This window comes from Rhodobacter sp. CZR27, from assembly GCF_002407205.1.
In the GTDB taxonomy this organism is placed as follows: domain Bacteria; phylum Pseudomonadota; class Alphaproteobacteria; order Rhodobacterales; family Rhodobacteraceae; genus Cereibacter_A.
On record NZ_CP023548.1, the window covers coordinates 2,864,042 to 2,886,084 of the forward strand.

General features: G+C 70.5%; 21 protein-coding genes. 10 read left to right on the plus strand and 11 right to left on the minus strand.

Annotated features, from left to right (window positions below; all coding sequences use genetic code 11):
* Positions 1-54 precede the first annotated feature (54 nt).
* Positions 55-843 carry a uracil-DNA glycosylase family protein gene (locus CK951_RS13950; protein WP_096786725.1) on the minus strand — a complete coding sequence of 263 codons (789 nt, stop codon included), beginning with the start codon at positions 841-843 and terminating at the stop codon, positions 55-57.
* A 112-nt stretch (positions 844-955) separates the two neighbouring features.
* Here CK951_RS13950 and CK951_RS13955 point away from each other — a divergent pair, with 112 nt between their 5' ends.
* The 3 genes from CK951_RS13955 to plsY are packed head-to-tail and all read left to right on the plus strand — an operon-like array spanning position 956 to position 3,811.
* Complete coding sequence (locus tag CK951_RS13955) at positions 956-1,918, plus strand: aspartate carbamoyltransferase catalytic subunit (RefSeq protein ID WP_096786726.1); 963 nt, start codon at positions 956-958, stop codon at positions 1,916-1,918.
* Positions 1,915-3,192, plus strand: a complete 1,278-nt coding sequence (gene pyrC, locus CK951_RS13960) for a dihydroorotase (RefSeq protein WP_096786727.1) — start codon at positions 1,915-1,917, stop codon at positions 3,190-3,192. The genes CK951_RS13955 and pyrC overlap by 4 nt, the downstream gene beginning before the upstream one ends.
* A 1-nt stretch (position 3,193) precedes the next feature.
* Positions 3,194-3,811, plus strand: coding sequence for a glycerol-3-phosphate 1-O-acyltransferase PlsY (gene plsY / locus CK951_RS13965; RefSeq protein ID WP_096786728.1), 618 nt, complete (start codon positions 3,194-3,196; stop codon positions 3,809-3,811).
* A gap of 2 nt (positions 3,812-3,813) precedes the next feature.
* On the opposite strand, the gene CK951_RS13970 is transcribed toward plsY, so the two are convergent.
* From CK951_RS13970 to CK951_RS13985, 4 genes are all read right to left on the minus strand, one after another.
* Entirely contained in the window at positions 3,814-4,053 is a 240-nt protein-coding gene (locus CK951_RS13970) for a hypothetical protein (RefSeq protein WP_096786729.1), read from the minus strand.
* 74 nt (positions 4,054-4,127) lie between these two features.
* On the minus strand, positions 4,128-5,492 hold the full coding sequence (locus CK951_RS13975; RefSeq protein ID WP_096786730.1) for a glutamate--cysteine ligase: 1,365 nt from the start codon (positions 5,490-5,492) through the stop codon (positions 4,128-4,130).
* Positions 5,493-5,553: 61 nt separating this feature from the next.
* On the minus strand, positions 5,554-6,111 hold the full coding sequence (locus CK951_RS13980; protein WP_096786731.1) for a hypothetical protein: 558 nt from the start codon (positions 6,109-6,111) through the stop codon (positions 5,554-5,556).
* Positions 6,108-6,881 (minus strand): 16S rRNA (uracil(1498)-N(3))-methyltransferase, encoded by a 774-nt coding sequence (locus CK951_RS13985; protein ID WP_096786732.1) that lies wholly within the window; start codon positions 6,879-6,881, stop codon positions 6,108-6,110. Before CK951_RS13985 ends, CK951_RS13980 begins: the two co-directional genes overlap by 4 nt.
* Before the next feature lie 11 nt (positions 6,882-6,892).
* On the opposite strand from CK951_RS13985, the gene ubiA reads away from it, so the two are divergent.
* The 3 genes from ubiA to CK951_RS14000 all read left to right on the plus strand — a co-directional run bounded on the left by ubiA (position 6,893) and on the right by CK951_RS14000 (position 10,198).
* On the plus strand, positions 6,893-7,870 hold the full coding sequence (ubiA, locus tag CK951_RS13990; RefSeq protein WP_096786733.1) for a 4-hydroxybenzoate octaprenyltransferase: 978 nt from the start codon (positions 6,893-6,895) through the stop codon (positions 7,868-7,870).
* Between the two features lie 65 nt (positions 7,871-7,935).
* Positions 7,936-9,867, plus strand: a complete 1,932-nt coding sequence (locus CK951_RS13995; RefSeq protein WP_096787271.1) for an OmpA family protein — start codon at positions 7,936-7,938, stop codon at positions 9,865-9,867.
* 7 nt (positions 9,868-9,874) lie between these two features.
* On the plus strand, positions 9,875-10,198 hold the full coding sequence (locus CK951_RS14000) for a hypothetical protein (protein ID WP_096786734.1): 324 nt from the start codon (positions 9,875-9,877) through the stop codon (positions 10,196-10,198).
* Positions 10,199-10,299: 101 nt separating this feature from the next.
* Here the strand turns inward: CK951_RS14000 and CK951_RS14005 are convergent, their stop codons facing one another.
* Positions 10,300-11,121 carry an alpha/beta hydrolase gene (locus CK951_RS14005; RefSeq protein WP_096786735.1) on the minus strand — a complete coding sequence of 274 codons (822 nt, stop codon included), beginning with the start codon at positions 11,119-11,121 and terminating at the stop codon, positions 10,300-10,302.
* An 85-nt stretch (positions 11,122-11,206) separates the two neighbouring features.
* Here CK951_RS14005 and CK951_RS14010 point away from each other — a divergent pair, with 85 nt between their 5' ends.
* The 4 genes from CK951_RS14010 to CK951_RS14025 all read left to right on the plus strand — a co-directional run bounded on the left by CK951_RS14010 (position 11,207) and on the right by CK951_RS14025 (position 16,518).
* Complete coding sequence (locus CK951_RS14010; protein WP_096786736.1) at positions 11,207-12,685, plus strand: NAD-dependent succinate-semialdehyde dehydrogenase; 1,479 nt, start codon at positions 11,207-11,209, stop codon at positions 12,683-12,685.
* Positions 12,686-12,752: 67 nt separating this feature from the next.
* Positions 12,753-14,027 (plus strand): hemolysin family protein, encoded by a 1,275-nt coding sequence (locus CK951_RS14015; RefSeq protein ID WP_096787272.1) that lies wholly within the window; start codon positions 12,753-12,755, stop codon positions 14,025-14,027.
* A gap of 47 nt (positions 14,028-14,074) precedes the next feature.
* Positions 14,075-14,614 (plus strand): RNA polymerase sigma factor, encoded by a 540-nt coding sequence (locus tag CK951_RS14020; RefSeq protein WP_096786737.1) that lies wholly within the window; start codon positions 14,075-14,077, stop codon positions 14,612-14,614.
* A complete protein-coding gene (locus CK951_RS14025) occupies positions 14,611-16,518 on the plus strand; it encodes a VWA domain-containing protein (RefSeq protein WP_096786738.1) in 1,908 nt (635 codons plus the stop codon). Before CK951_RS14020 ends, CK951_RS14025 begins: the two co-directional genes overlap by 4 nt.
* Before the next feature lie 75 nt (positions 16,519-16,593).
* Here the strand turns inward: CK951_RS14025 and CK951_RS14030 are convergent, their stop codons facing one another.
* The 5 genes from CK951_RS14030 to CK951_RS14050 form a co-directional block, all read right to left on the minus strand.
* Positions 16,594-17,070, minus strand: a complete 477-nt coding sequence (locus tag CK951_RS14030) for an Hsp20 family protein (RefSeq protein WP_096786739.1) — start codon at positions 17,068-17,070, stop codon at positions 16,594-16,596.
* 126 nt (positions 17,071-17,196) lie between these two features.
* Positions 17,197-18,009, minus strand: coding sequence for a serine protease (locus tag CK951_RS14035; protein WP_096786740.1), 813 nt, complete (start codon positions 18,007-18,009; stop codon positions 17,197-17,199).
* 51 nt (positions 18,010-18,060) lie between these two features.
* Positions 18,061-19,362, minus strand: coding sequence for a glycolate oxidase subunit GlcF (glcF, locus tag CK951_RS14040; protein ID WP_096786741.1), 1,302 nt, complete (start codon positions 19,360-19,362; stop codon positions 18,061-18,063).
* 12 nt (positions 19,363-19,374) lie between these two features.
* Complete coding sequence (locus tag CK951_RS14045) at positions 19,375-20,460, minus strand: FAD-binding protein (RefSeq protein WP_096787273.1); 1,086 nt, start codon at positions 20,458-20,460, stop codon at positions 19,375-19,377.
* A 102-nt stretch (positions 20,461-20,562) separates the two neighbouring features.
* Positions 20,563-21,996, minus strand: coding sequence for an FAD-linked oxidase C-terminal domain-containing protein (locus CK951_RS14050; protein WP_096786742.1), 1,434 nt, complete (start codon positions 21,994-21,996; stop codon positions 20,563-20,565).
* Between the last annotated feature and the right edge of the window lie 47 nt (positions 21,997-22,043).

A 22,043-nucleotide genomic window follows, 5' to 3' on the forward strand; every position in this document is an offset into this window, starting at 1 on the left:
CCCGATGCCGCGCCCCTCGCGCTGCGGGCACCAGGTCCTTCCCCCGGCCGACGCCTACCGGCCCAGCCGCGCCTTCAGGTCCAGAAGATCCGCCCAACTCTCGCGCTTGGCCTCGGGCTGGCGCAGCAGATAGGCCGGATGACACATCGGCAGCACCGGACGGCCATAGGCCTCGGCCCAGCGGCCGCGCAGCCGGGTGATCCCGGTCCGCCCCAGCACGGCCGCGCAGGCGGTGTTGCCCATCAGCACGATCACCTCCGGCGCCACCAGCTCGACATGCCGCGCAAGGAACGGCTTCATCATCGCCACTTCCGCCGCCGACGGGTCGCGGTTCTGCGGCGGCCGCCACGGCATGACGTTGGTGATGTAGATCGCGGCCTCCGGATCGGGGCTGGTGCGCGAGATGCCGATGGCCGCCAGCATCCGGTCGAGCAGTTGCCCGGCCCGCCCCACGAAGGGCCGGCCCGCGGCATCCTCCTCGCGGCCCGGCGCCTCGCCGATCAGCATCAGCCGCGCAAGAGGGTTCCCGTCGCAGAACACCGTGTTGCGCGCCCCGCGCTTCAGGTCGCAATGCTCATAGGCTGCCACCGCCTCGCGCAGCGCCTCGAGGCTTCCGGCCGCTTCCGCCGCACGCCGCGCCTCGTCCACCGGATCGGCTGCGCGCGCGACCGGGACGGCGGTCTGTTCCGCCGCGCCGACGGCCGGCCGGACCGCGGCCTCCGCCAGAGCATAGCGATCGACCGGCGCGTCCAGGATGGCCTCGGTGACGCCAAGGTCCACCTGCCATTCCAGCAGCGCCAGCGCCAGATCCCAGTCCGCCGCGTCCCCGTGCAACCCGTCCATCGCTTTCCCCGACTCAGAGGGAGACCGTAGGCCGCGGTCCCGGGCCGGACAACCGCCTTGTCCCGCGCCGAGGCGCTTCCTATAAGGCCGCAATCCCTCGACGGAGACGCCCATGACCTTCCGCGCCCGCCACCTTCTCGGCATCGAGCACCTGGCGCCCGACGAGATCCGCTCCGTCCTCGACCTCGCCGACAGCTATGTGGACCTGAACCGCCGCACGATGAAGCAGTCGGACGCGCTGGCGGGGATGACCCAGATCAACATGTTCTTCGAGGCCTCGACCCGCACGCAGTCGAGCTTCGAGCTGGCCGGCAAGCGGCTCGGGGCGGATGTGATGAACATGTCGGTCGCGCAGTCCTCGGTGAAGAAGGGCGAGACGCTGATCGACACCGCGATGACGCTGAACGCGATGCAGCCCGACCTTCTGGTGGTGCGGCATCCGTCCTCGGGCGCGGTCAACCTGCTGGCCTCGAAGGTGAACTGCGCCGTCCTGAACGCGGGCGACGGGCGGCACGAGCATCCCACGCAGGCGCTGCTCGATGCCCTCACCATCCGCCGCGCCAAGGGCCGCATCCAGCGCCTCACCGTCGCGATCTGCGGCGACATCGCCCACAGCCGCGTCGCGCGCTCCAACCTGATCCTGCTCGGCAAGATGGAGAACCGCGTGCGCCTGATCGGCCCGCCGACGCTGATGCCGCCGGGCGTCGCCGAATTCGGCTGCGAGCTTTACGACGACATGAAGCAGGGCCTCGAGGGCGCCGACGTGGTGATGATGCTGCGCCTTCAGAAGGAACGGATGGACGGCGCCTTCATCCCTTCGGAACGCGAATATTACCACCGCTACGGCCTCGACGCCGAGAAGCTGGCCTATGCGAAGGACGACGCCATCGTGATGCACCCCGGCCCGATGAACCGCGGCGTGGAGATCGACGGCACGCTGGCCGACGACATCAACCGCTCGGTCATCCAGCACCAGGTCGAGATGGGCGTCGCGGTGCGCATGGCCTGCATGGACCTTCTGGCGCGGAACCTGCGTGCCGAACGTGGCCGCGCCGCCGTGGGGGTGATGGTATGACGATCCTTCTCCAGAACGCCCGCCTGATCGACCCCGAGGCCGGCACCGAGACCGAGGGCGACCTGCTGATCGAGGGCGGCCTGATCGCAGCACTCGGCGCGCTGGAGGTTCCGGCGGACGCCCGCGTGATCGACTGTCAGGGCAAATGGCTTGCCCCCGGCATCGTGGACATCGGCGTGAAGGTGGGCGAGCCGGGCGAGCGCCACAAGGAAAGCTTCCGCTCGGCGGGCCTTGCCGCCGCGGCGGGTGGCGTCACGACCATGGTCACCCGGCCCGACACCCTCCCCGCCATCGACACGCCCGAGACGCTCGAGTTCGTCACCCGCCGCGCCGCCGGGGCAAGTCCCGTCCGCATCCGCCACATGGCGGCCCTGACCAAGGGCCGCGAGGGGCGCGAGATGGTCGAGGTGGGCTTCCTGCTCGACACCGGCGCGGTCGCCTTCACCGACTGCGACCACGTGATCGAGAACACCAAGGTCGCCGCGCGCTGCATGACCTACGCCCGCAGCCTCGGCGCGCTGATCATCGGCCACCCGCAGGAGCCGGGACTTTCGGCCGGTGCCGTTGCGACCAACGGCAAGTTTGCCAGCCTCCGCGGCCTTCCGGGCGTCAATCCGATGGCCGAGCGCATGGGCCTCGACCGCGACCTCGCACTGGTCGAGATGTCGGGCGTCCGCTACCACGCCGACCAGATCACCACCGCGGGCAGCCTGCCTGCGCTGGAGCGGGCGAAGGCCGCAGGCCTCGACGTGACGGCGGGGGTGGGCATCCATCACCTGACGCTCAACGAATTCGACGTGGGCGACTACCGCACCTTCTTCAAGCTGAAACCGCCGCTCCGGTCCGAGGACGACCGGCTCGCGATGGTCGAGGCGGTGGGGTCTGGGCTGATCGACATCATCTCGTCGATGCACACGCCGCAGGACGAGGAATCGAAGCGCCTGCCCTTCGAGGAAGCCGCCTGGGGCGCCGTCGCGCTGGAAACCTTCCTGCCCGCCGCGCTGCGCCTCTACCATGCGGGGCTGCTGACCCTGCCGCAGCTGTTCCGCGCCATGTCGCTCAACCCGGCAAAGCGGCTCGGGCTGCCGCAGGGCCGGCTGGCCGAGGGCGCACCGGCGGACCTCGTGCTCTTCGACGCCGAGGCGCCCTTCGTGCTCGACCGCTTCACGCTGCGGTCGAAATCGAAGAACACGCCCTTCGACGGGCAGCGGATGGAGGGCCGGGTTCTGGCCACCTTCGTTGGCGGCGAACAGGTTTATGCGGTGGGAGAGTAAGATGCCGGTGATCGAAAGCGGCCCTCTGGCGCTGATCCTGACGGGGGTGCTGGGCTACCTGCTGGGCTCCATCCCCTTCGGCATCGTCATCACCCGGGCCTTCGGCCTCGGCGACCTGCGCCAGATCGGCTCGGGCAACATCGGCGCGACGAACGTGCTGCGCACCGGGAACAAGCCCGCGGCACTGGCGACACTGCTCCTTGATTCAGGCAAGGGCGCCATCGCCGTGCTGATCGCGCGCTTCGCGGTGGGAGAGGATGCGGCGCAGCTGGCGGCGCTGACCTCGTTCCTCGGGCACCTGTTCCCGGTCTGGCTGGGCTTCCGGGGCGGCAAGGGCGTGGCAACCTTCCTTGGGACGCTTCTCGCGCTCGCGTGGCCGGTGGGCATCGCCTGCTGCCTGACATGGCTTGCCACCGCCGCCGTCAGCCGGATCTCGTCGCTTTCGGCGCTGGTCGCGGCGGCGAGTTCGGTCCTGTGGATGTTCCTGCTCGGGCAGGGGCAGATGGCGCTGCTCGGGCTGCTCCTGACGGCAATGATCTTCTACCGCCACTCGGCCAACATCAGCCGCCTCATGGCCGGCACCGAGCCAAGGATCGGCGCCGGCAAGAAGGCCTCCTGACCTCAGCGGCGGGCTTCAAGAAGCGCCGCGATGCGCTTGCTGTTCTCGTAGATCCCGATCAGCAGGAACATCGACCCGCCGAAGATCACCGCCGAAAGCAGGCCAGACAGCAGGAACAGCAGCCCGGCGAAGACACCGGCCTCGCTCATCATGCCGATCGCGCCGATGACGGCGCCCACCGCGATCAGGATGACGAGCGTCATCACCAGCTTGTCATAGGTCGAAATCAGGAAATCACGCATGCAACAGGCTCCCTCGTTATCGGAGGCATGGTGACACGGCGGTCAGGCGCCACCGCCTGACGCGATGTCGCAGGTCAGTAGCTCATCTCGGGGTAGATCCGGCGCAGGTCGCCTTCCCACGGCCCGTGGAAGCGGTCGAGCAGATCGTCGGCGATGCCCCGGCCCGAGGCCCCGCTTTCGGCGAGCACGTCCAGATGCCCCGCCTCGTCCGACATGCCGGCGCCCGCCCGCCCGCGGGCACGCAGCCCGGCTTGCGCGATGGCCACCACCTCGCGCGCGAGATCGGCCATCCGCAGCCCGTCCACCTCGGCCTGCAGCCCGTCGACCGAGGCCGCCACGCGCAGCGCCTCGCGCGTCTCGGCGCTCCAGCCCTTGGCCAGATCCCAAGCGGCGTCCAGCGCCGTGCCGTCATAGGTCAGCCCGACCCACAGCGCCGGCAGCGCCACCAGATGGGGCAGCGGCCCGGCATCCGCCCCGCGCATCTCGATGTATTTCTTGACCCGGGCTTCCGGGAAGACCGTGGTCATGTGGTCGGCCCAGTCCGACAGCGTGGGCTTCTCGCCCGGCAGGGCCGGAAGCTCGCCCTTCAGGAAGTCGCGGAACGACTGGCCCAGCGCGTTGATGTAGCTGCCATCGCGATAGACGAAATACATCGGCACATCGAGCACCCAGTCCACATAGCGCTGGAAGCCCATGCCGTCCTCGAAGACGAAGGGCAGCATCCCCGTCCGCGCCGCGTCGAGGCTGCGCCAGATGCGCGAGCGCCAGCTCTTGTGGCCATTCACGCGCCCCTCGAAGAACGGCGACGAGGCGAAAAGCGCGGTGGCCACCGGCTGCAGCGCCAGCGCCACGCGCAGCTTCTGCACCATGTCGGCTTCCGACGCGTAATCGAGATTCACCTGCACGGTGCAGGTGCGATACATCATCTGCGTGCCGTGCGTGCCGACCTGCCCCATGTAATCGGTCATCAGGCGATAGCGGCCCTTCGGCATCACCGGCATCTGCTCGTGCGTCCAGACCGGAGCGGCACCGACGCCGAGGAACTTTGCGCCCATCCCGTCCGCCACCTCGGCGACCTCGCGCAGATGGCTTTCCAGTTCGGCCTTGGTGTCATGCACGGTCTCGACCGGGGCGCCCGACAGTTCCAGCTGCCCGCCGGGTTCCAGCGAGACATTGGCCCCGTCCCGCGTCAGGCCGATGATCGCGTCCTTCTCCAGCACCGGCGTCCAGCCGTAGCCGTCGCGCAGCCCTTCGAGAATCGCGCGGACCGAGCAGGCCCCCTCGTAGGGCAACGGCTCCAGCGTGGCCGCGACATAGCCGAACTTCTCGTGCTCGGTGCCGATGCGCCAGTCGGATGCGGGTTTGCAGCCGGCCTCCATGTAGGCCGCAAGCTGCTCGAAACTCTCGATCGGACCGCCGCCGGACTGGGGAATGGACATCACTGGCTCCGATCGGTTGCGGGTAGAGGTTCGGGAGGCAAGACGTGTCGCGTCGTCGCAGTCAAGTCAAGACCGCGCGGGCCGGCCGCCGCCAGATCACCGGGCCGATGGTGGCAGCTTCCGACGAAAGGCTGATGACGCCCACCCCGGCCGGAGCAGGGGCATCGAGCGCCGCAACCAGCGCCTTCATGTCCAGTCCGGGGAGGGTCGCGAAGGCGTCGAACAGCCGCTCGGCCCCGCGCGCGCCGGTCGGGATCATCAGGACCTGCCCGTCCACCTGCCGGAGCCGCCAGAGCCGCTGGCCGTTCAGCGCGACGAGGCGCAGCTCCTGCATGTCGTCGAGCGCGACGAAGCCGCCGAAGGTCGGCCCGAGATAGCCGACCTGCCCCTCGTCCACCTCCACGACGCCGGGGGCCTCGCCCGCGCGGACGAAGCGCATCCGGCGCAGCGCGGTCAGTGCCCAACCGGCGGCCGCCAGCGTCACGACCCCACCCACGGGCACCATCAGCCAGCCACCGAGCGAGGCCAGCCAGAGCCCGGCCGCCACCGCCAGCGCCGCGGCCGCCGGCTCGCGCCAGCGCCTCAGCGCCGCGACCGCAGCGGGCCGCAGAAAGCTCACACCCAGTCCCCGAGCACCGACTGCCACAGCGCCAGCGCCGCGACCGCCGCCGTGTCGGCGCGCAGGATGCGCGGGCCGAGGCTGACCGGCACGACCTGTGGCATCCGGCGCAGCCGCTCCTGCTCGGCCTCCGAAAAGCCGCCCTCCGGCCCGATCAGGATGGCCCAGGGACCGGGCGAGGGCCGCTTCGGCTCCTCCTCGAAGCCGCGTGCCGGGCCCTGCCCCGCGCCCTCCAGCAGCCCGGCCCGGGCGCCGAGCAGGGTCTCGTCGCACCACATGATGCGGCGGTCCGCGGGCCAGCGGTCGAGCAGCCGGTCGAGCGGCACGAGGTCGGCCACCTCGGGCACGAAGGTTCCGCCGCATTGCTCGGCGGCCTCGACGGCGTGGGCCTGCAGCCGATCCTGCCGGATGCGCTCGGAATTGGTGAAGCGGGTCTGCACCGGCAGGATGCGCGCGGCGCCCATCTCGGCCGCCTTCTCTACGATGAAGTCGGTGCGGGCCTTCTTGATCGGCGCGAACATGAGCCACAGGTCGGGCGGCAGCCGCAGCGGCGCGGTCTGCGCCGCGCAGACGAGGGTGCCGCCGCGCTTGCCGACCTCGGCCACATCCGCGCGCCATTCGCCACCGCGGCCGTTGAACACCAGCACGCCCGCGCCCGGCCCGAGCCGCATCACCCCGAACAGGTAATGCGCCTGATCCTGCGTCAGAGGAACGGGTTGCCCCTGTCCAAGGGGCTGATCTACATAAAGCCTGATCTTCGCATCCGACATGGGGGCACCTTATGCAGCAGCCGAGCCAAGCGCCAGAGGCTCCCGCCGCGGGCACCGTCGCCGATGCCCCGCCCGGCAACTGGGTGGACACGCTTGCGCCGGCCTTCACGCGGCCGTACCTGCGACTGTCGCGCGCCGACCGGCCGATCGGGACATGGCTGCTGCTGATCCCCTGCTTCTGGGCCGTGGCGTTGGCGGCGCTGGCCGACCCCGAGGGCTACCGGCCGCTCGATCTCTGGATCGTGCTTGGCTGTTCCATCGGCGCCTTCCTGATGCGCGGCGCGGGATGCACCTGGAACGACATCACCGACCGCGACTTCGACGCGGCGGTGGCGCGGACGCGCTCGCGCCCGATCCCGTCGGGGCAGGTCACCGCGAAGGGCGCAGCGGTCTGGATGGTGGTGCAGGCGCTTCTCGCCTCGCTGATCCTGTTCAGCTTCAACCTGACCGCCATCCTTCTCGGCATCGCCTCGCTGGCGCTGGTCTGCGTCTATCCCTTCGCAAAGCGCTTCACCTGGTGGCCGCAGGCTTTCCTCGGCCTTGCCTTCAATTGGGGGGCGCTGCTCGCCTGGGCCGCGCATACCGGCAGCCTCTCCTGGGCGCCGGTCGCGCTTTATGGCGCGGGGATCGCCTGGACGCTGTTCTACGACACGATCTACGCCCATCAGGACAAGGAGGACGATGCGCTGATCGGCGTGCGGTCCACCGCGCGGCTGTTCGGGCGGAACACCGGGAAGTGGCTGATGGTCTTCATGGTGATCGCGACGCTCTTGATGACGCTTGCCGTGCTGCTGGCGGTGCTGCCGCAGGGATCGATCCTGCAGCTTCTGATCGCGCTGGCCGGCGTCTGGGGCTTCGGCGCGCACATGACCTGGCAGCTGGCGCAGCTTGATACCGAGGATACCGTGCGCTGCCTGCGACTGTTCCGCTCCAACCGCGATGCGGGACTGATCCCTGCGCTGTTTCTCGCCACGGCTGCACTCCTCTGATTGCCCGCGGGGGGTTGAGGCCCTAAGGACGGGTGCATCTGCCCTCCGCCCGGAGAATCTTCGCCATGCGCATCTCCCCCAGGATCCTCGCCCCGTTCTGCTTCGCCGGAGCCGCCGCCCTTGCGGTGGTGGGCGCAACATGGGCCGCGACGACGATCGAGAGCCGGTCCGCGCAGGCGGTGCGCTCGCAACTGCTGAAGGCGGGACTCGACTTCGTCGAGGTCCGGGCCGACGGCCTGCAGGTCTGGCTGACCGGTACCGCCCCGAACGAGGCCGCGCGGTTCCGCGCGGTCAATGCGGCCGGCAGCGTGGTCGATGCGGCACGGGTGCGCGACGCGCTGGAGGTCACGCCGGTGCGCGAGATCGAGGCGCCCCGCTTCTCGGTCGAGATGTTGCGCAACGACGATGGCGTCTCGCTGATCGGGCTGCTGCCGGATGGCAGCGCGACGGAAGACCTCGCCGCCGCCGCCCGTGGCATGGCCGAGGGGATGGATGTGGCCGACATGCTCGAGACGGCCGATTTCCCCGCCCCCGAAGGCTGGGCAGAGGCGCTCGATTTCGGGCTGGCGGCGCTTCGCCTGTTGCCGCGCTCGAAGATTTCCGTGGCCGCCGACCGGGTGTCCATCACCGCGATCTCGGAAAGCGAGGAGGCCAAGCGCAAGCTGCAGGGGCAGATCCTGCGGCTGGCGCCCGAGGGGCTGGAGCTGGTGATGAACATCTCGGCCCCGCGGCCGGTGCTGACCCCGTTCACCCTGCGCTTCGTGATCGACGCGGAAGGCGCCCGCTTCGATGCCTGCTCGGCCGACACGCCGCGGGCGCGCGACCGGATCCTTGCCGCGGGCGCCGCCGCGGGCGTGAAGGGCGAGACGCCCTGCGCCATCGGCCTCGGCGTGCCCTCGCCCCGCTGGGCCGAGGCGGCCGAGGCGGCGGTGGGGGCGGTGGCCGCGCTGGGTTCGGGCGCCGTCACCTTCTCGGACGCGGACGTGACGCTGGAAGGCACGCCCGGCACCCCTCGCGCCGCCTTCGACCGCGCGGTGGGCGAGCTTGAGGCGGCGCTGCCGCCGGTCTTCTCGCTCGACGCGACGCTGCCGCCGAAGCCCGAGGCGGTGGCCGAGGGACCGGCCGAGTTCACCGCCACGCTGTCGCCGGAAGGCCGGGTGGAGCTGAGCGGCCGCGTGACGGACGAACTGACGCGCAAGGCAGTGGACAGCTTCGCCCGCGCCCAGTTCGGTGCAGCCAAGGTGCGCATGGCGACGCGTCTTGATGCCGAACTGCCCGAAGGCTGGCCCGGCCGCGTGCTGGCCGGGCTCGAGTCCCTCGCGCAGCTGCAATCCGGCCAGCTGCTGGTGCGGGCCGACACGGTCGAGGTCACCGGCGTCACCGGGTCGAAGCAGGCCAGCGCCCGGATCTCGCAGGTGCTGTCGGACAAGCTGGGCCAGGGCCGCAGCTTCCGGGTCTCCGTGCGCTACGACGAGAAGTTCGACCCCGACGCCGCCCTGCCGACGCCGGAGGAATGCATGACCCGCATCCAGCGCGTCCTTGCCGGCCAGAAGATCACCTTCGAGCCCGGCTCGACCGAGATCGACCAGAGCGCACGCGGCACGCTCGACGGGCTGGCCGAGGTGCTCAAGCTCTGCAAGGGACTGCCCATCGAGATCTCGGGCCACACTGACAGCCAGGGCAGCGCCGGGGGCAACAAGGCGATCAGCCAGGCCCGCGCCGAGGCGGTGCTGATGGCGCTGCAGGGCCGGCGCGTCGATGTCAGCCGGATGAAGGCGGTGGGCTACGGCGAGGAGCGTCCCATCGCCGACAACCGGGACGAGGCGGGCCGCGAGGCGAACCGGCGGATCGAGTTCACCCGGCTGGCCGAGGATGGCAAGCCGATCCCGGCCCCCGCGCCTGAGGCCGATGTCGCGGCGGCTGCCGCGACGGGCGAGCCCTCGTTCGCGCCCACCGAAAAGACGCGGCGGCCGAAGCGTCGCCCCGAGACCGACTGAGAAGGCCATGAACCGCACAGAATTCATCATCGCCACCGCCGTCATCCTTTTCGTCGCCTTCCTCATGGGGTGGTTCGCGCACTGGCTGGTCAGCCGCTTCTCGCGGGTGACGGGCGACATGTCCGAGGTGGACCGGCTGGCGCAACATCTGCACGAGGCCGAGGAGCAACGCGATCAGGCGGTGCTCTACCTTGAAAGCCGCGAGGCTGACTTGGGCGCCCGGCTGGCGCAGGCCGAGGCCGAATTGCGCGCCGCGATGGAGGGCCTGCGCGAGGCCCGGGCGGAATCCGAGGAAATGCGCGCCTATATCGAGCGCATCAACGCGGGGTGAGCCGCGGCCGCGGCCGGCAGGCCGTCGCCGGTGCTCCGGTCATCGGCCCCCGGCGCGCCGACCATACGCATTTCCGGGTTCCGACCCTTGTCCGGGGGCGATCAGCCCGCCAGCAGGTCGGCGACGAGCCGCGAGCCGGGATCGGCCAGCGCATTGATCACGTCGAAATGGTGCCGGCCGGGTTCGACATGCCACGGGCAGGCCCAGACCTCGGACAGCAGCCGCGCCTGCCACAGGAAGGACGGCCGCTCGTGCCCGCCGACATGGACGGTGACGGCGGTCGAGCCGCGGCGCGACCGGCGCGCGGGGCTTTCGCAGGCAGCCTCGGCCGCGTCGAGACGCAGCGTCGCGTTCATCGAGGTGCGAAGCAGCGGCCCCAGATCGGCCAGCGGCGAGATCGGCACCGACCGGACAAGGCGCGCGGCCGTTTCGGGCGCCAGTGCCACGTCCTCGCAGGCGAGACGGGCCGCAAGATGCCCTCCGGCGGAATGCCCCGTGACGACGATCGGCCCCGCGACCAGCGCCGCGGCCGCCTCGAGCGCGGCGGCGGCCTCCCGCGTGATGCCGGCGATGCGCAGCGCCGGCGCCAGCGTATAGGACGGCAGCGCCACCGCCCAGCCCCGCGCCAGCGGCCCGGCCGCGAGATGCGACCAGTCCTCGCGCCCCGACCCCATCCAGTAGCCGCCATGCAGGAAGAGGACGAGGCCCTTCGGCTCGGCTTCGGGCAGGAACAGGTCCAGCAGGTTGCGCTCCTGCGGGCCGTAGCGCAGGCCGGGGCGCGCCCTTGGCCCGAGGGAAGCCCGGAAGGCCGCGGCCGCGGCCTGCCAGCGCGCGGGATAATCCTCGCCTTCCGGAATGAAGGCGCTGTTGGCATAGGCGAGGCTCAGGTCGCCCTCCTCCATCGCCACGCCGTTACTGGACATGATCCGCGCCCCGTGCTTTGCATGATCGGTGCACTCTGCCCGGCCCTCCGGGCGGCTGCAAATCCATTATCCGGGAGGACCCGCCATGCTCGACTCCGTCACCGACCTGCGCTCGCTTCTGAAGGACCCCTCGCTTCTGGAGACCCGCGCCTTCGTGGCGGGCGAGTGGGTGCAGGCCGACGACGGCGCGACCTTCGAGGTGACGAACCCCGCCCGCGGCGACGTGATCTGCACCGTGCCGGACCTTGGCCGGGCCGAGGTGGCGCGCGCCATCGCCGCCGCCGCCGAGGCGATGAAGGACTGGGCCGCCCGCACCGCCAAGGAGCGTGCGCAGGTGATGCGCCGCTGGTTCGACCTGATGATGGCGAACCAGGACGACCTGGCCGCGATTCTGACGGCCGAGATGGGCAAGCCGCTCGCCGAGGCGAAGGGCGAGATCGCCTATGGCGCATCGTTCATCGAATGGTTCGGCGAGGAGGCGAAGCGGATCTACGGCGAGACGATCCCCGGCCACATGCGCGACAAGCGCATCACGGTGCTCAAGCAGCCGATCGGCGTCGTGGGCTCGATCACGCCGTGGAACTTCCCGAACGCGATGATCACCCGGAAATGCGGCCCGGCGCTCGCCGCAGGCTGCGGGTTCGTCGCCCGCCCGGCGGCCGAGACGCCGCTGTCGGCGCTGGCGCTTGCCGTGCTTGGCGAACGGGCGGGGCTGCCGAAGGGCATCCTGTCGGTCGTGACCTCCACGAAGTCCTCCGACATCGGCAAGGAGTTCTGCGAGAATCCGGCTGTCCGCAAGCTGACCTTCACCGGCAGCACGGAAGTCGGGCGCATCCTGATGCGGCAGGCGGCCGATCAGGTGATGAAATGCTCGATGGAACTGGGCGGCAACGCGCCGTTCATCGTCTTCGACGATGCCGATCTCGATGCCGCCGTGCAGGGCGCCATGGCGTCGAAGTTCCGCAACAACGGCCAGACCTGCGTCTGCGCCAACCGGATCTATGTGCAGTCGGGCGTCTATGCCGCCTTCGCCGAAAAGCTCGCCGCGGCGGTGGCCAGGCTCAAGGTCGGCGACGGCCTCGTCGCCGGAACCGATGCCGGCCCGCTGATCAACGAGAAGGCCGTGGAGAAGGTCGAGGAGCATATCCGCGACGTGCTCGACGGCGGCGGGCAGGTCGTCACCGGGGGCAAGCGCCACGCACTGGGCGGAACGTTCTTCGAGCCGACGGTGGTCACCGGCGTCCGGCAGGACATGAAGGTCTCGACCGAGGAAACCTTCGGCCCACTCGCCCCCCTCTTCCGCTTCGACACCGAGGAGGAAGTCATCGGCCATGCCAACGACACGATCTTCGGCCTTGCCTCCTACTTCTATGCCCGCGACATCGGCCGCATCACCCGCGTGCAGGAGGCGCTGGAATACGGCATCGTGGGCGTGAACACCGGGATCATCTCGACCGAGGTGGCGCCCTTCGGCGGGGTGAAGCAATCCGGCCTCGGCCGCGAGGGCAGCCACCACGGGATCGAGGATTACCTCGAGATGAAATACGTCTGCCTCTCGATCTGAGGCAGCCGCCGCCCCCTGCCCGCCCGGAGGCTCTCCGGGCGGTTTCGTTTCAAATCGCCGAGTGTTCATGCTTTTCGAGATTCTCATCGTCCTCGCCCTGATCGCCCTGAACGGGGTGCTGGCGATGTCGGAACTGGCCATCGTCTCGGCGCGTCCGGCGCGGCTCAAACCGATGGCCGAGGCCGGGCGCAAGGGCGCCGCCATCGCGCTGAAGCTGGCCGAGGATCCGGGCCGCTTCCTGTCCACGGTGCAGATCGGCATCACCCTCGTCGGCGTCCTGTCGGGCGCCTTCTCGGGCGCGACGCTGGGCGCCCGGCTCGCCGACTTCCTCAGCCGGCAGGGGCTGGAGCCCGGGCTGGCCAACACGCTCGGCGTGGGCAGCGTGGTGGTGGTGCTGACCTACCTCTCGCTGATCGTGGGAGAACTGGTGCCCAAGCAGCTTGCCCTGCGCAATGCCGAGGGCATCGCGGCGGGCATGGCGCCCTCGATGCGGCTGCTGTCGATCGTCGCGGCGCCGGTCGTCTGGTTCCTCGACCGCTCGGGCAAGCTTCTGCTGGCGCTGCTGGGCCAGTCCGGGGAAAGCAAGTCCCGCGTCACCGACGAGGAGGTGCGCACCCTGCTGACCGAGGCGCATCAGGAAGGCGTGATCGAGGCGGAAGAGCGCGCGATGCTCTCGGGCGTCATGCGGCTTGCCGACCGCACGGCACGCGCCCTGATGACCCCGCGGCGCGACGTCGAGATGCTGGACATCGAGACCGAGCCGTCCGAGATGCTGGCGGCGATCTGCCGGGTGTCGCGCGCGCGGATCCCGGTGCGCCGGCGGGCCACCGACGAGGTGCTGGGCGTGCTCTACCTGACCGACGCCTTCGCGGCGGTGGCGCGGGGCGAGCCGGTCGACCTGAAAAGCCTCGTGCGCGAGGTGCCGGTGGTCTCGGACATGGCGAACGCGCTCGACGTGGTCGAGATGCTGCGCGCCCCGCAGAACCACCTCGTTCTGGTCTATGACGAATACGGCCATTTCGAGGGCATCATCAGCCGCGGCGACATCCTCGAGGCGGTGGCCGGCACCTTCCGCGAGAGCGTCGAGGACGAGCCCGCCGTGGCCGAGCGCGCCGACGGATCGCTGCTTGTCGCGGGCTGGATGCCGGTGGACGAGTTCTGCGAGCGGCTGTCGATCCCGCGCGCGCTGGCGGGCGATTACGAGACGGTGGCGGGCCTCGTGCTGAACCAACTGCGCGCCCTGCCGCAACTGGGCGACCACGTGACGGCCGCCGGCTGGCGGATCGAGGTGGTCGACATGGACAGCCGCCGCATCGACAAGGTGCTGGTCAGCCGGCTGTGACCGGCGGCGGCTTGCGAGAAGCGGGGGCAGGCGCCTATCCTTCTGCGATGGACACATCCGACGACTCCCTTGCGCGGGGGGCGGCGGCGGGCGACCGGGACGCTTTCGCCGCCCTGATCGAGCGGCACTATGACCGCATCTTCCGGCTGGCTTGGCGCATGACCGGCAGCCGGACCGAAGCCGAGGATCTGGCGCAGGACATCTGCGCGGCGCTGCCGGCGAAGCTGCGCGGCTGGCGGGGCGATGCCCTGTTCACGACCTGGCTCTACCGCGTGGTGGTGAACGCGGCGCACGACCTGCGCCGCCGGCAGTCCGTGCGGAACCGGGCCGCCCTCGGCTGGGGCGACTGGGAACTGGCGCGGCAGGACGAGGTTCAGGAGGCCCGCGCCGCACAGGAATGGCTGGTCGCCGCCATGACCGCGCTGCCGGTCGAGTTGCGGGACACGGTGGCGCTTGTGCTGGGCGAGGAGATGACACAGGCCGAGGCGGCGGCCGTGCTCGGTCTGGCCGAGGGCACCGTCGCATGGCGCATGTCCGAGGTGAGGAAGCGGCTGAAGGCCGTGGCCCGGAAGGAGGCCCGCACATGAGCGACGAACTCGAACGGCTGCGCCGGGCGCTGGCCGGGGATGCGGTCCCCGAGCCGGATGCCGCGGCGAAGGCGCGGGCGCTCGCGCTGGCGATGGAAAATTTCGACCGCTCCCAAGGACGGGCGGGCCGGACGCGTCAGGGGAAGGACCGCCCGCGACGGGCGGGTGCCCTGAACGGAGTGCGTGGCATGTCGAGTCTGATTTCCTCCCGGTTCCTGCTGGCGACGACGGGATCGCTGGCGGCGCTTTGCGTCGCGCTGGTGGTGGTGCTTCCCTCGGCCCGTGACGAGGCGCCGGGCCTTCCGCGGCCCGCCGTGGCCCCCACGTTAAAGACTGTCCCGGATGCGGCGGCCCCCGAAGCGGTCGCCCCCCGGATGGAAGCCGTGCCCGGCAAGGCGGTGGATCGGGCCGGCGATGCTGCCCCCGCGCCGCAACCGGTGCCGATGGCGGATGCCGCCGTCGACGAGGCGGTGACCCACGCGATTGCGCCGCCGCCCTCGACCGAAGCCTTCGCGAACGCGCCGCAGGGCCGGCTGCACGTGACGGCGGAAGAGCCGGTCTCCACCTTCTCGATCGACGTCGACACGGCAAGCTATGCCATCGTCCGCTCCAGCCTCGAGGCGGGCCGGCTTCCGCCGCCGGATGCGGTGCGGATCGAGGAGATGATCAACTACTTCCCCTACGCCTACCCCGCTCCGGAACCGGGAGCGCCGCCGTTCCGCACCACCGTCACGGTGACGCCCACGCCCTGGAACCCGGGCACGCGGCTCGTCCATATCGGGCTGCAGGGCCGCCAGCCCGAGGCCGGGGCGCGGCCGCCGCTGAACCTGGTGTTCCTGATCGACACCTCGGGGTCGATGCAGCACCCGGCCAAGCTGCCCCTGCTGAAGCAGTCCTTCGGGCTGATGCTGGGCCGGCTGAGTCCCGCGGATCAGGTGGCCATCGTCACCTATGCCGGATCGGCCGGCGAGGTGCTGGCGCCGACGCCGGCCGATCAGCGGCAGACGATCCTCGATGCGCTTGACCGGCTCGACGCCGGCGGGTCCACGGCGGGCGAGGAAGGGCTGCGTCTCGCCTACCGCACCGCCGCCGGCATGTCCGGCGCGGGCGAGATATCGCGCGTGATCCTGGCCACCGACGGCGACTTCAACGTCGGCATCGCCGATCCCGAGGACCTGAAGACCCTGATCGCGGAGGAGCGCGACAGCGGCATCTATCTTTCGGTGCTGGGCTTCGGCCGCGGCAACCTTGACGACGCGACGATGCAGGCGCTGGCGCAGAACGGCAACGGCCAGGCGGCCTATATCGACCGGCTGGGCGAGGCGCAGAAGGTGCTGGTCGACCAGCTGGGCGGCGCGCTGTTCCCGATCGCCAACGACGTGAAGCTGCAGGTGGAATGGAACCCGGCCACGGTGGCGGAATACCGTCTGATCGGCTACGAGACGCGGGCGCTCGCCCGCGAGGACTTCGCCGATGACCGTGTCGACGCGGGAGAGATCGGCGCCGGCCACTCGGTCACCGCGCTCTACGAGATCACGCCCGCCGACAGCCCGGCCCGGCTGACCGACCCGCTGCGCTATGGCGAGGAGGCCGCCCCGGCCGACCGCTGGGCCGGCGAACTCGGCTTCCTGAAACTGCGCTACAAGGCACCGGGAGAGACGGACTCGGCCCTGATCGAGACGCCGATCCCCGCCACGCTGTCCGAACCGTCCGACGACGTGCGCTTCGCCGCCGCCATCGCGGGCTTCGGCCAGCTTCTGCGCGGCCCGGACCGGCTGGGGGACTGGGGCTGGCCCGAGGCCATCGCGCTTGCCGAGGGGGCTCGCGGGGTCGATCCCTTCGGCTACCGGATCGAGGCGGTGAACCTGATGCGCCTTGCCGAAAGCCTGTCACGGGCGGAGTGACGCCAGTCCCGCACTGTGCCTGCAACGGAAAAGGCGCGCCTTGCGGCGCGCCCACGGTGCGATCGAAGGATCGCGTCAGGCCTCGACCGGCTCCTTCGCAGCCTCGATCGCCTTCGCCGCCACATCGCCGCCGCGCGCGATCTCGATCCGGCGCGGCTTCAGCGCCTCGGGCGTCTCGCGGACGAGGTCGATGTGCAGCATCCCGTGTTCCTGGCTCGCGCCCGTCACGCGGACATGGTCCGCAAGGGCGAAGCGGCGCTCGAAGGCACGGGTGGCGATGCCACGGTGCAGGTAGGTCCGCCCGCTGTCATCGGCCGCCTTGCGGGCGCCGACATGCAGCGTGCCTTCCTTCACCTCGACGGCCAGTTCCTCGGGCGTGAAGCCCGCGACGGCGATCGAGATGCGATAGGAATTCTCGGCAGTCTTCTCGATGTTGTAGGGCGGATAGGTCGGCTGGGCGACCTCGTTGGTCAGCACGCGGTCCATCAGGTCGGCGATGCGGTCGAACCCGACGGTGGCGCGATAGAGCGGCGAGAAATCGTAGGTGCGCATGGTCATCCTCCACGAAGCGATGTCGTTCCGGCCCTCCCGGATGGGACGGGCCTTGCGTCTCTCCGGGCCCGTCATGGCGCCCGGCAACGGGAATCTGGGAGGCGCCCCGCGGCCTTTCAAGAGGGGTCAGCGCTGCTCCGGCCGCAGGAATTTCGCCCCGCCGGCGTGGCCGCCCGAGATCGTCCGCACCTGGGGTTGAACCCGCCGGATCAGACCGTCGCCGCTGTCGAGATCGTCCAGCACGTCCTGAAGCGGCTCCTCGATGTCGATCCCGAGCGCCACCGGCGTGCCGTTGATCTCGGCCTTGGCCGACACGACCGAGACCACCCGCGGCTCGCCGTCGCGCATCGTGAAGACCGGCGCGCCGGACGAGCCGAAATCGACCGAGCAGGATAGCACCAGGGCCCCCGGCATCTGGCCGAGCACGCTGCAGATCTCCTGCAGCGAAGGCACCTCGGCCCGGCCCTGGGCATAGGAGACGACGCCGACCTGATCCCCGCTCAAGGGCGGGCGGTCGACGGCGAAGGGCACGACCGAGGGCAGACGGATCGGCTGGTCAAGCTCCAGCACCGCAAGATCGAAGCCCACGCGATCCACCGGCTTCTCGCCAGAATAGACGTAGTCGGGGTGGACGATCGCCCGGCGGACATGGCGATAGGCCGCGGCCCTGCCGTTGCGCCAGCCGGCGAGGAACTCGACGGTGGAGGCATCGATCCGCGCGCCGCTGTCCTTCTCGAACAGGCAATGTGCCGCGGTCAGGACCAGATCCGGGCGGATCAGCGCGCCGGTGCAGAAGCCGAGATCGCCCAGCCTGAGCTTGCCGACCGCGTTCCATCCCCGACTGTCGTCCCCGGTCTCGAGGCTGCGCAGACCGGCATCCTCGGCTGTCGCGGGAAGTGCCAGCGTGGCGGCCAGCATCAGGATCGCAATCAGGCGCATGTCCGCTCCGGGGCCCAGATCGCTTCGGGCTAGGCCGCGGAAATGGCCATTTCAAGGCGGATCGTTGCCAAGATCCAGACGTCGCGGTTTCGGCCCGCCGGTGGCCCAGTCGAGCAGTTCGACGGTGTGAACGACCGGGATGCCGGTGCCCGAGCCGATCTGCATGATGCAGCCGATGTTGCCGGCCGAGATCACGTCAGGCCGGCGCGCCTCGAGCGTCGCGACCTTGCGGGCCTGAAGTTCCGCCGAGATCTCGGGGTGCAGCAGGTTGTAGGTCCCGGCCGAGCCACAGCAGAGATGCGGGTCCGCCGGCTCGGTCACCTCAAAACCGGCGCGCTTCAGCAGATCCTTCGGCGCCTGCCGGATGCGCTGGCCGTGCTGCAGCGAGCAGGCCGAGTGATAGGCGACGCGCAGCCCCTTCGGCGCACCTTCGGGCAGACCGAGACGCTCCAGCAGCTCCGTCACGTCGAGCGCGAGGGCCGAGACCTCGGCCGCCTCCGCCGCCAGCGGGTCGTTGCGGAAGATGTGGCCGTAGTCCTTGATCGTGGTGCCGCAGCCGCTGGTGTTGATCACCACCGCGTCGAGGCCGCGCGCCCGCTTCTCGGCGATCCAGGCCCGGATGTTCTTCGCGGCGAGGCCGTGGCTCTGCTCCGCGCGGCCCATGTGATGGGTCAGCGCCCCGCAGCAGCCCATGCCCTTCGGGATCACCACCTCGCACCCCATCCGCCGCAAGAGGCGGATCGTGGCGTCGTTGATGTCGGTATCGAGCGCCCGCTGCGCGCAGCCCGTCAGCAGCGCCACCCGCATCCGGCGCGGAGCCGTCGCCTCGAACACCTGCGGCCGGTCGTTCGGGCTGGCCTTCGGGATGTGGTGTGGCGCGAGCGCGAGCATCGCCTTCAGCCGCGCGTCCGGCATCAGGCGGGCAAAGGGCCGGCCGAGTTGCGCCAGCCGCAGCGCCAGCCGGAACCGCCCCGGATAGGGCAGAAGCTGCGCCACGGCCCAGCGCATCAGCCGCTCCAGCGGCGGGCGGCGGTAGGTCTTCTCGATGTGGTCGCGCGCGTGATCGACAAGGTGCATGTAATGCACGCCCGAGGGGCAGGTCGTCATGCAGGCCAGGCAGCCGAGGCAGCGGTCGATGTGCTTCACCGTCTTCTCGTCGGCGGGGCGCCCGGCCTCCAGCATGTCCTTGATCAGGTAGATCCGGCCGCGCGGGCTGTCGAGTTCGTCGCCCAACACCTGATAGGTCGGGCAGGTCGCCGTGCAGAAGCCACAATGGACGCAGGCGCGCAGGATCTCGTTGGCGCGCGCGACGCCGGGGTCCTTCAGCTGCTCTTCGGTGAAGTTGGTCTGCAAGAGGATCTCCGCTCAGGCCATCAGGCCCGGATTGAACAGTCCGCGCGGGTCGAACTTCGCGCGCAGGCCCGCGGCGATGCCGGCCAGAGGCAGCAGCTCGGGCTGGAAGGTCGGGATCTGCGGGAGGGAGGCGCCGCCCCGGACCCGCGTGGCATGGCCGGCGAAGGGCGCGATTCGGGCGCGGAGGTCGGTGCCCGGCTCCACAAGCGCCCAGATCAGGCCGCCGCCCCAGTCGAAAAGGACTTCGCCACCGGCTCGGGCGGCGATGCCCGGGGCGTCGGAGGGCTTGACCGAAAGGCGCCAGACGTCGCCCTCGCTGCCGTGGAAGGGGGCCACGTCGCGGATCGCCGGCCACGGACTCTCCACGCGCCCGACCGCGCCGAACTCGGCGAGAAGCGCGGCGAGGCGTTCCGCGCGGTACTCGACCGAGGCCGCGAAGCCCTCGATCCGCAGGAAGGTCCCCCGCCCCGGCCAGTGTGCCGCGCCCGAGACGTCGAAGGGCGAGCCCAGCGCCACCGCCATCGCCGCCACCGCCTGCGCCGCCGAGAGACCGGAAAGCGCAAGCGTCGCCTCTGCCTCCGGCACCGGCAGCAGCTTGAAGGCGACCTCGGTCAGTATCCCGAGCGTGCCGTGGCTGCCCGCCATCAGCTTCACGAGGTCGTAGCCGGTGACGTTCTTCATCACCCGGCCGCCGTTGCGGATCACCGTGCCCGTGCCGTCCACGAAGCGCACGCCGATCAGGCTGTCGCGGCAGGCGCCGGCCTGAATGCGGCGTGGGCCGGAGGCATTTGCCGCCACCACGCCGCCCAGCGTCGAGCGGCCCTCGCGCCCCAGGAGCCCGCGCAGGTCCGGCACTTCGAACGGCAGGCGCTGGCCCTCGCGGCCGAGAACGTCCTCCACCTCCGCAAGCGCAGTTCCGGCACCGGCGACCAGCGTCAGCGCGCCGGGTTCGTAGAGCCGGATGCCGGAGAGTCCGCCGGTATCGAGCCGCTCGCCCGCCGTGTAGCCGATGGCGCGCGTGCCGCCTCCGACGATCCTGAGCGGGCCACGCGCTTCGCGCACGAGTTCGGCCAGCTCCTCTTCCGTCGCAGGCTGCATCCTGACGCCTTCAACCGAGTCCACCGTCATCGGACGTTCCCCCTGTCCCGAAGATCCTGTCGAAGCCCGTGACCGGACGTCCCGGCGCGCACCCCGCGCCCTTCAACCCGCACGGCGCGCGGCCGTTGCATCGAGCGGGAACACCTTGGCCGGATTCAGCAGCCAGCGCGGGTCGAACACGTCCTTGACCCGCATCTGCGCCTCGAGATCGGCCGGCGAGAACTGCACCGTCATCAGGTCGCGCTTTTCCACGCCCACGCCATGCTCTCCGGTCAGGCAGCCGCCGACCTCGACGCAGAGCTTCAGGATGCGGGCGCCCAGCGCCTCGCACCGTTCCAGATCGCCGGGCTTGTTCGCGTTGAACAGGATCAGCGGGTGCATGTTGCCGTCGCCGGCGTGGAAGACGTTGGCGACCTCGAGCCCCGCCTCGGCAGCCATCTCGCCGATCCGGCGCAGGACAAGCGGCAGTTCCGTCACCGGGATCGTCCCGTCGAGGCACATGTAGTCGTTGATCTGCCCCATCGCGCCGAAAGCCGACTTGCGTCCCAGCCAGATCCGCCGGCTCTCCTCCTCCGACCGGCTTTCGCGCAGCTCCACCGGGTGGTGGCGTTTCGCGATCTCGACGATGCGGGCAAGCTGGTCGTCGATCTCGGCGGGCGAGCCCTCGACCTCGACGATCAGCAGCGCCTCGCAATCGGGATAGCCCGCGTGGGCGAAGGCTTCCGTGGCGCGGATGCAGGGGCGGTCCATGAATTCGATCGCGACGGGCAGGATTCCCGCGCGGATGATGTCCGACACGCAGGCCCCCGCCACCTCGTTCGAGGCGAAGCCCATCAGCACCGGCCGCGCCCCCTCGGGCTTGGGCAGGATGCGCAGCGTCGCCTCGGTCACGACGCCCAGCTGGCCCTCGGAGCCGCAGATCACGCCCAGCAGGTCCAGCCCCGGCGCGTCGAGATGCGCGCCGCCGATCTCGACCACGGTACCGTCCATCAGCACCATGGTCACGCCCAGCAGGTTGTTCGTGGTCACGCCGTACTTCAGGCAATGCGCCCCGCCCGAGTTCATGCCGATGTTCCCGGCGATGGCGCAGGCCAGTTGGCTGGAGGGATCGGGCGCGTAGAAGAAGCCGTCGGCCTCGACCGCGCCGGTGACCGAGAGGTTGGTCCGCCCCGCCTGCACGCGGATGAAGCGGTTGTCGTAGTCGGTCTCGATCACCCGGTTCATCCGCGCGATGCCGAGGATCACGCAGTCCGCCGTGGGCAGCGCCCCACCGGCCAGCGAGGTGCCCGAGCCGCGAGGCACCACCGGCACGCCCTCCTCGTGACACAGGCGCAGGACGGCTGAGACTTCCTCGGTCGTGCGCGGCAGCACGGCCACCAGTGGCGGGCAGCGATAGGCCGTGAGCGCGTCGCATTCATAGGCCCGCGTCTCGGCCTCGTCATGCACCACGGCGTCCGAGGGCAGCACGGCGCGCAGCCGCTCGACGATGCGGGACTTGCGGGCCAGGACGCCCGCGTCCGGTGTCGGCATGTCCATGGCGGTCCTCCCCTGTGTGGTCATCTTTTATAACCAATTTTGCAGCA

Coding starts and splice junctions, on each gene's coding strand:
- CK951_RS13950 (WP_096786725.1), bottom strand. CDS start 843: ATGGACGGGTTGCACGGGGACGCGGCGGACTGGGATCTGGCGCTGGCG.
- CK951_RS14005 (WP_096786735.1), bottom strand. CDS start 11,121: ATGTCCAGTAACGGCGTGGCGATGGAGGAGGGCGACCTGAGCCTCGCC.
- CK951_RS14045 (WP_096787273.1), bottom strand. CDS start 20,460: ATGCAGCCTGCGACGGAAGAGGAGCTGGCCGAACTCGTGCGCGAAGCG.
- CK951_RS14020 (WP_096786737.1), top strand. CDS start 14,075: ATGGACACATCCGACGACTCCCTTGCGCGGGGGGCGGCGGCGGGCGAC.
- pyrC (WP_096786727.1), top strand. CDS start 1,915: ATGACGATCCTTCTCCAGAACGCCCGCCTGATCGACCCCGAGGCCGGC.
- CK951_RS14015 (WP_096787272.1), top strand. CDS start 12,753: ATGCTTTTCGAGATTCTCATCGTCCTCGCCCTGATCGCCCTGAACGGG.
- CK951_RS14030 (WP_096786739.1), bottom strand. CDS start 17,070: ATGCGCACCTACGATTTCTCGCCGCTCTATCGCGCCACCGTCGGGTTC.
- CK951_RS14025 (WP_096786738.1), top strand. CDS start 14,611: ATGAGCGACGAACTCGAACGGCTGCGCCGGGCGCTGGCCGGGGATGCG.
- CK951_RS14000 (WP_096786734.1), top strand. CDS start 9,875: ATGAACCGCACAGAATTCATCATCGCCACCGCCGTCATCCTTTTCGTC.
- CK951_RS13970 (WP_096786729.1), bottom strand. CDS start 4,053: ATGCGTGATTTCCTGATTTCGACCTATGACAAGCTGGTGATGACGCTC.
- CK951_RS13975 (WP_096786730.1), bottom strand. CDS start 5,492: ATGTCCATTCCCCAGTCCGGCGGCGGTCCGATCGAGAGTTTCGAGCAG.
- CK951_RS14050 (WP_096786742.1), bottom strand. CDS start 21,996: ATGGACATGCCGACACCGGACGCGGGCGTCCTGGCCCGCAAGTCCCGC.
- CK951_RS13995 (WP_096787271.1), top strand. CDS start 7,936: ATGCGCATCTCCCCCAGGATCCTCGCCCCGTTCTGCTTCGCCGGAGCC.
- ubiA (WP_096786733.1), top strand. CDS start 6,893: ATGCAGCAGCCGAGCCAAGCGCCAGAGGCTCCCGCCGCGGGCACCGTC.
- plsY (WP_096786728.1), top strand. CDS start 3,194: ATGCCGGTGATCGAAAGCGGCCCTCTGGCGCTGATCCTGACGGGGGTG.
- CK951_RS13985 (WP_096786732.1), bottom strand. CDS start 6,881: ATGTCGGATGCGAAGATCAGGCTTTATGTAGATCAGCCCCTTGGACAG.
- CK951_RS13955 (WP_096786726.1), top strand. CDS start 956: ATGACCTTCCGCGCCCGCCACCTTCTCGGCATCGAGCACCTGGCGCCC.
- CK951_RS14035 (WP_096786740.1), bottom strand. CDS start 18,009: ATGCGCCTGATTGCGATCCTGATGCTGGCCGCCACGCTGGCACTTCCC.
- CK951_RS14010 (WP_096786736.1), top strand. CDS start 11,207: ATGCTCGACTCCGTCACCGACCTGCGCTCGCTTCTGAAGGACCCCTCG.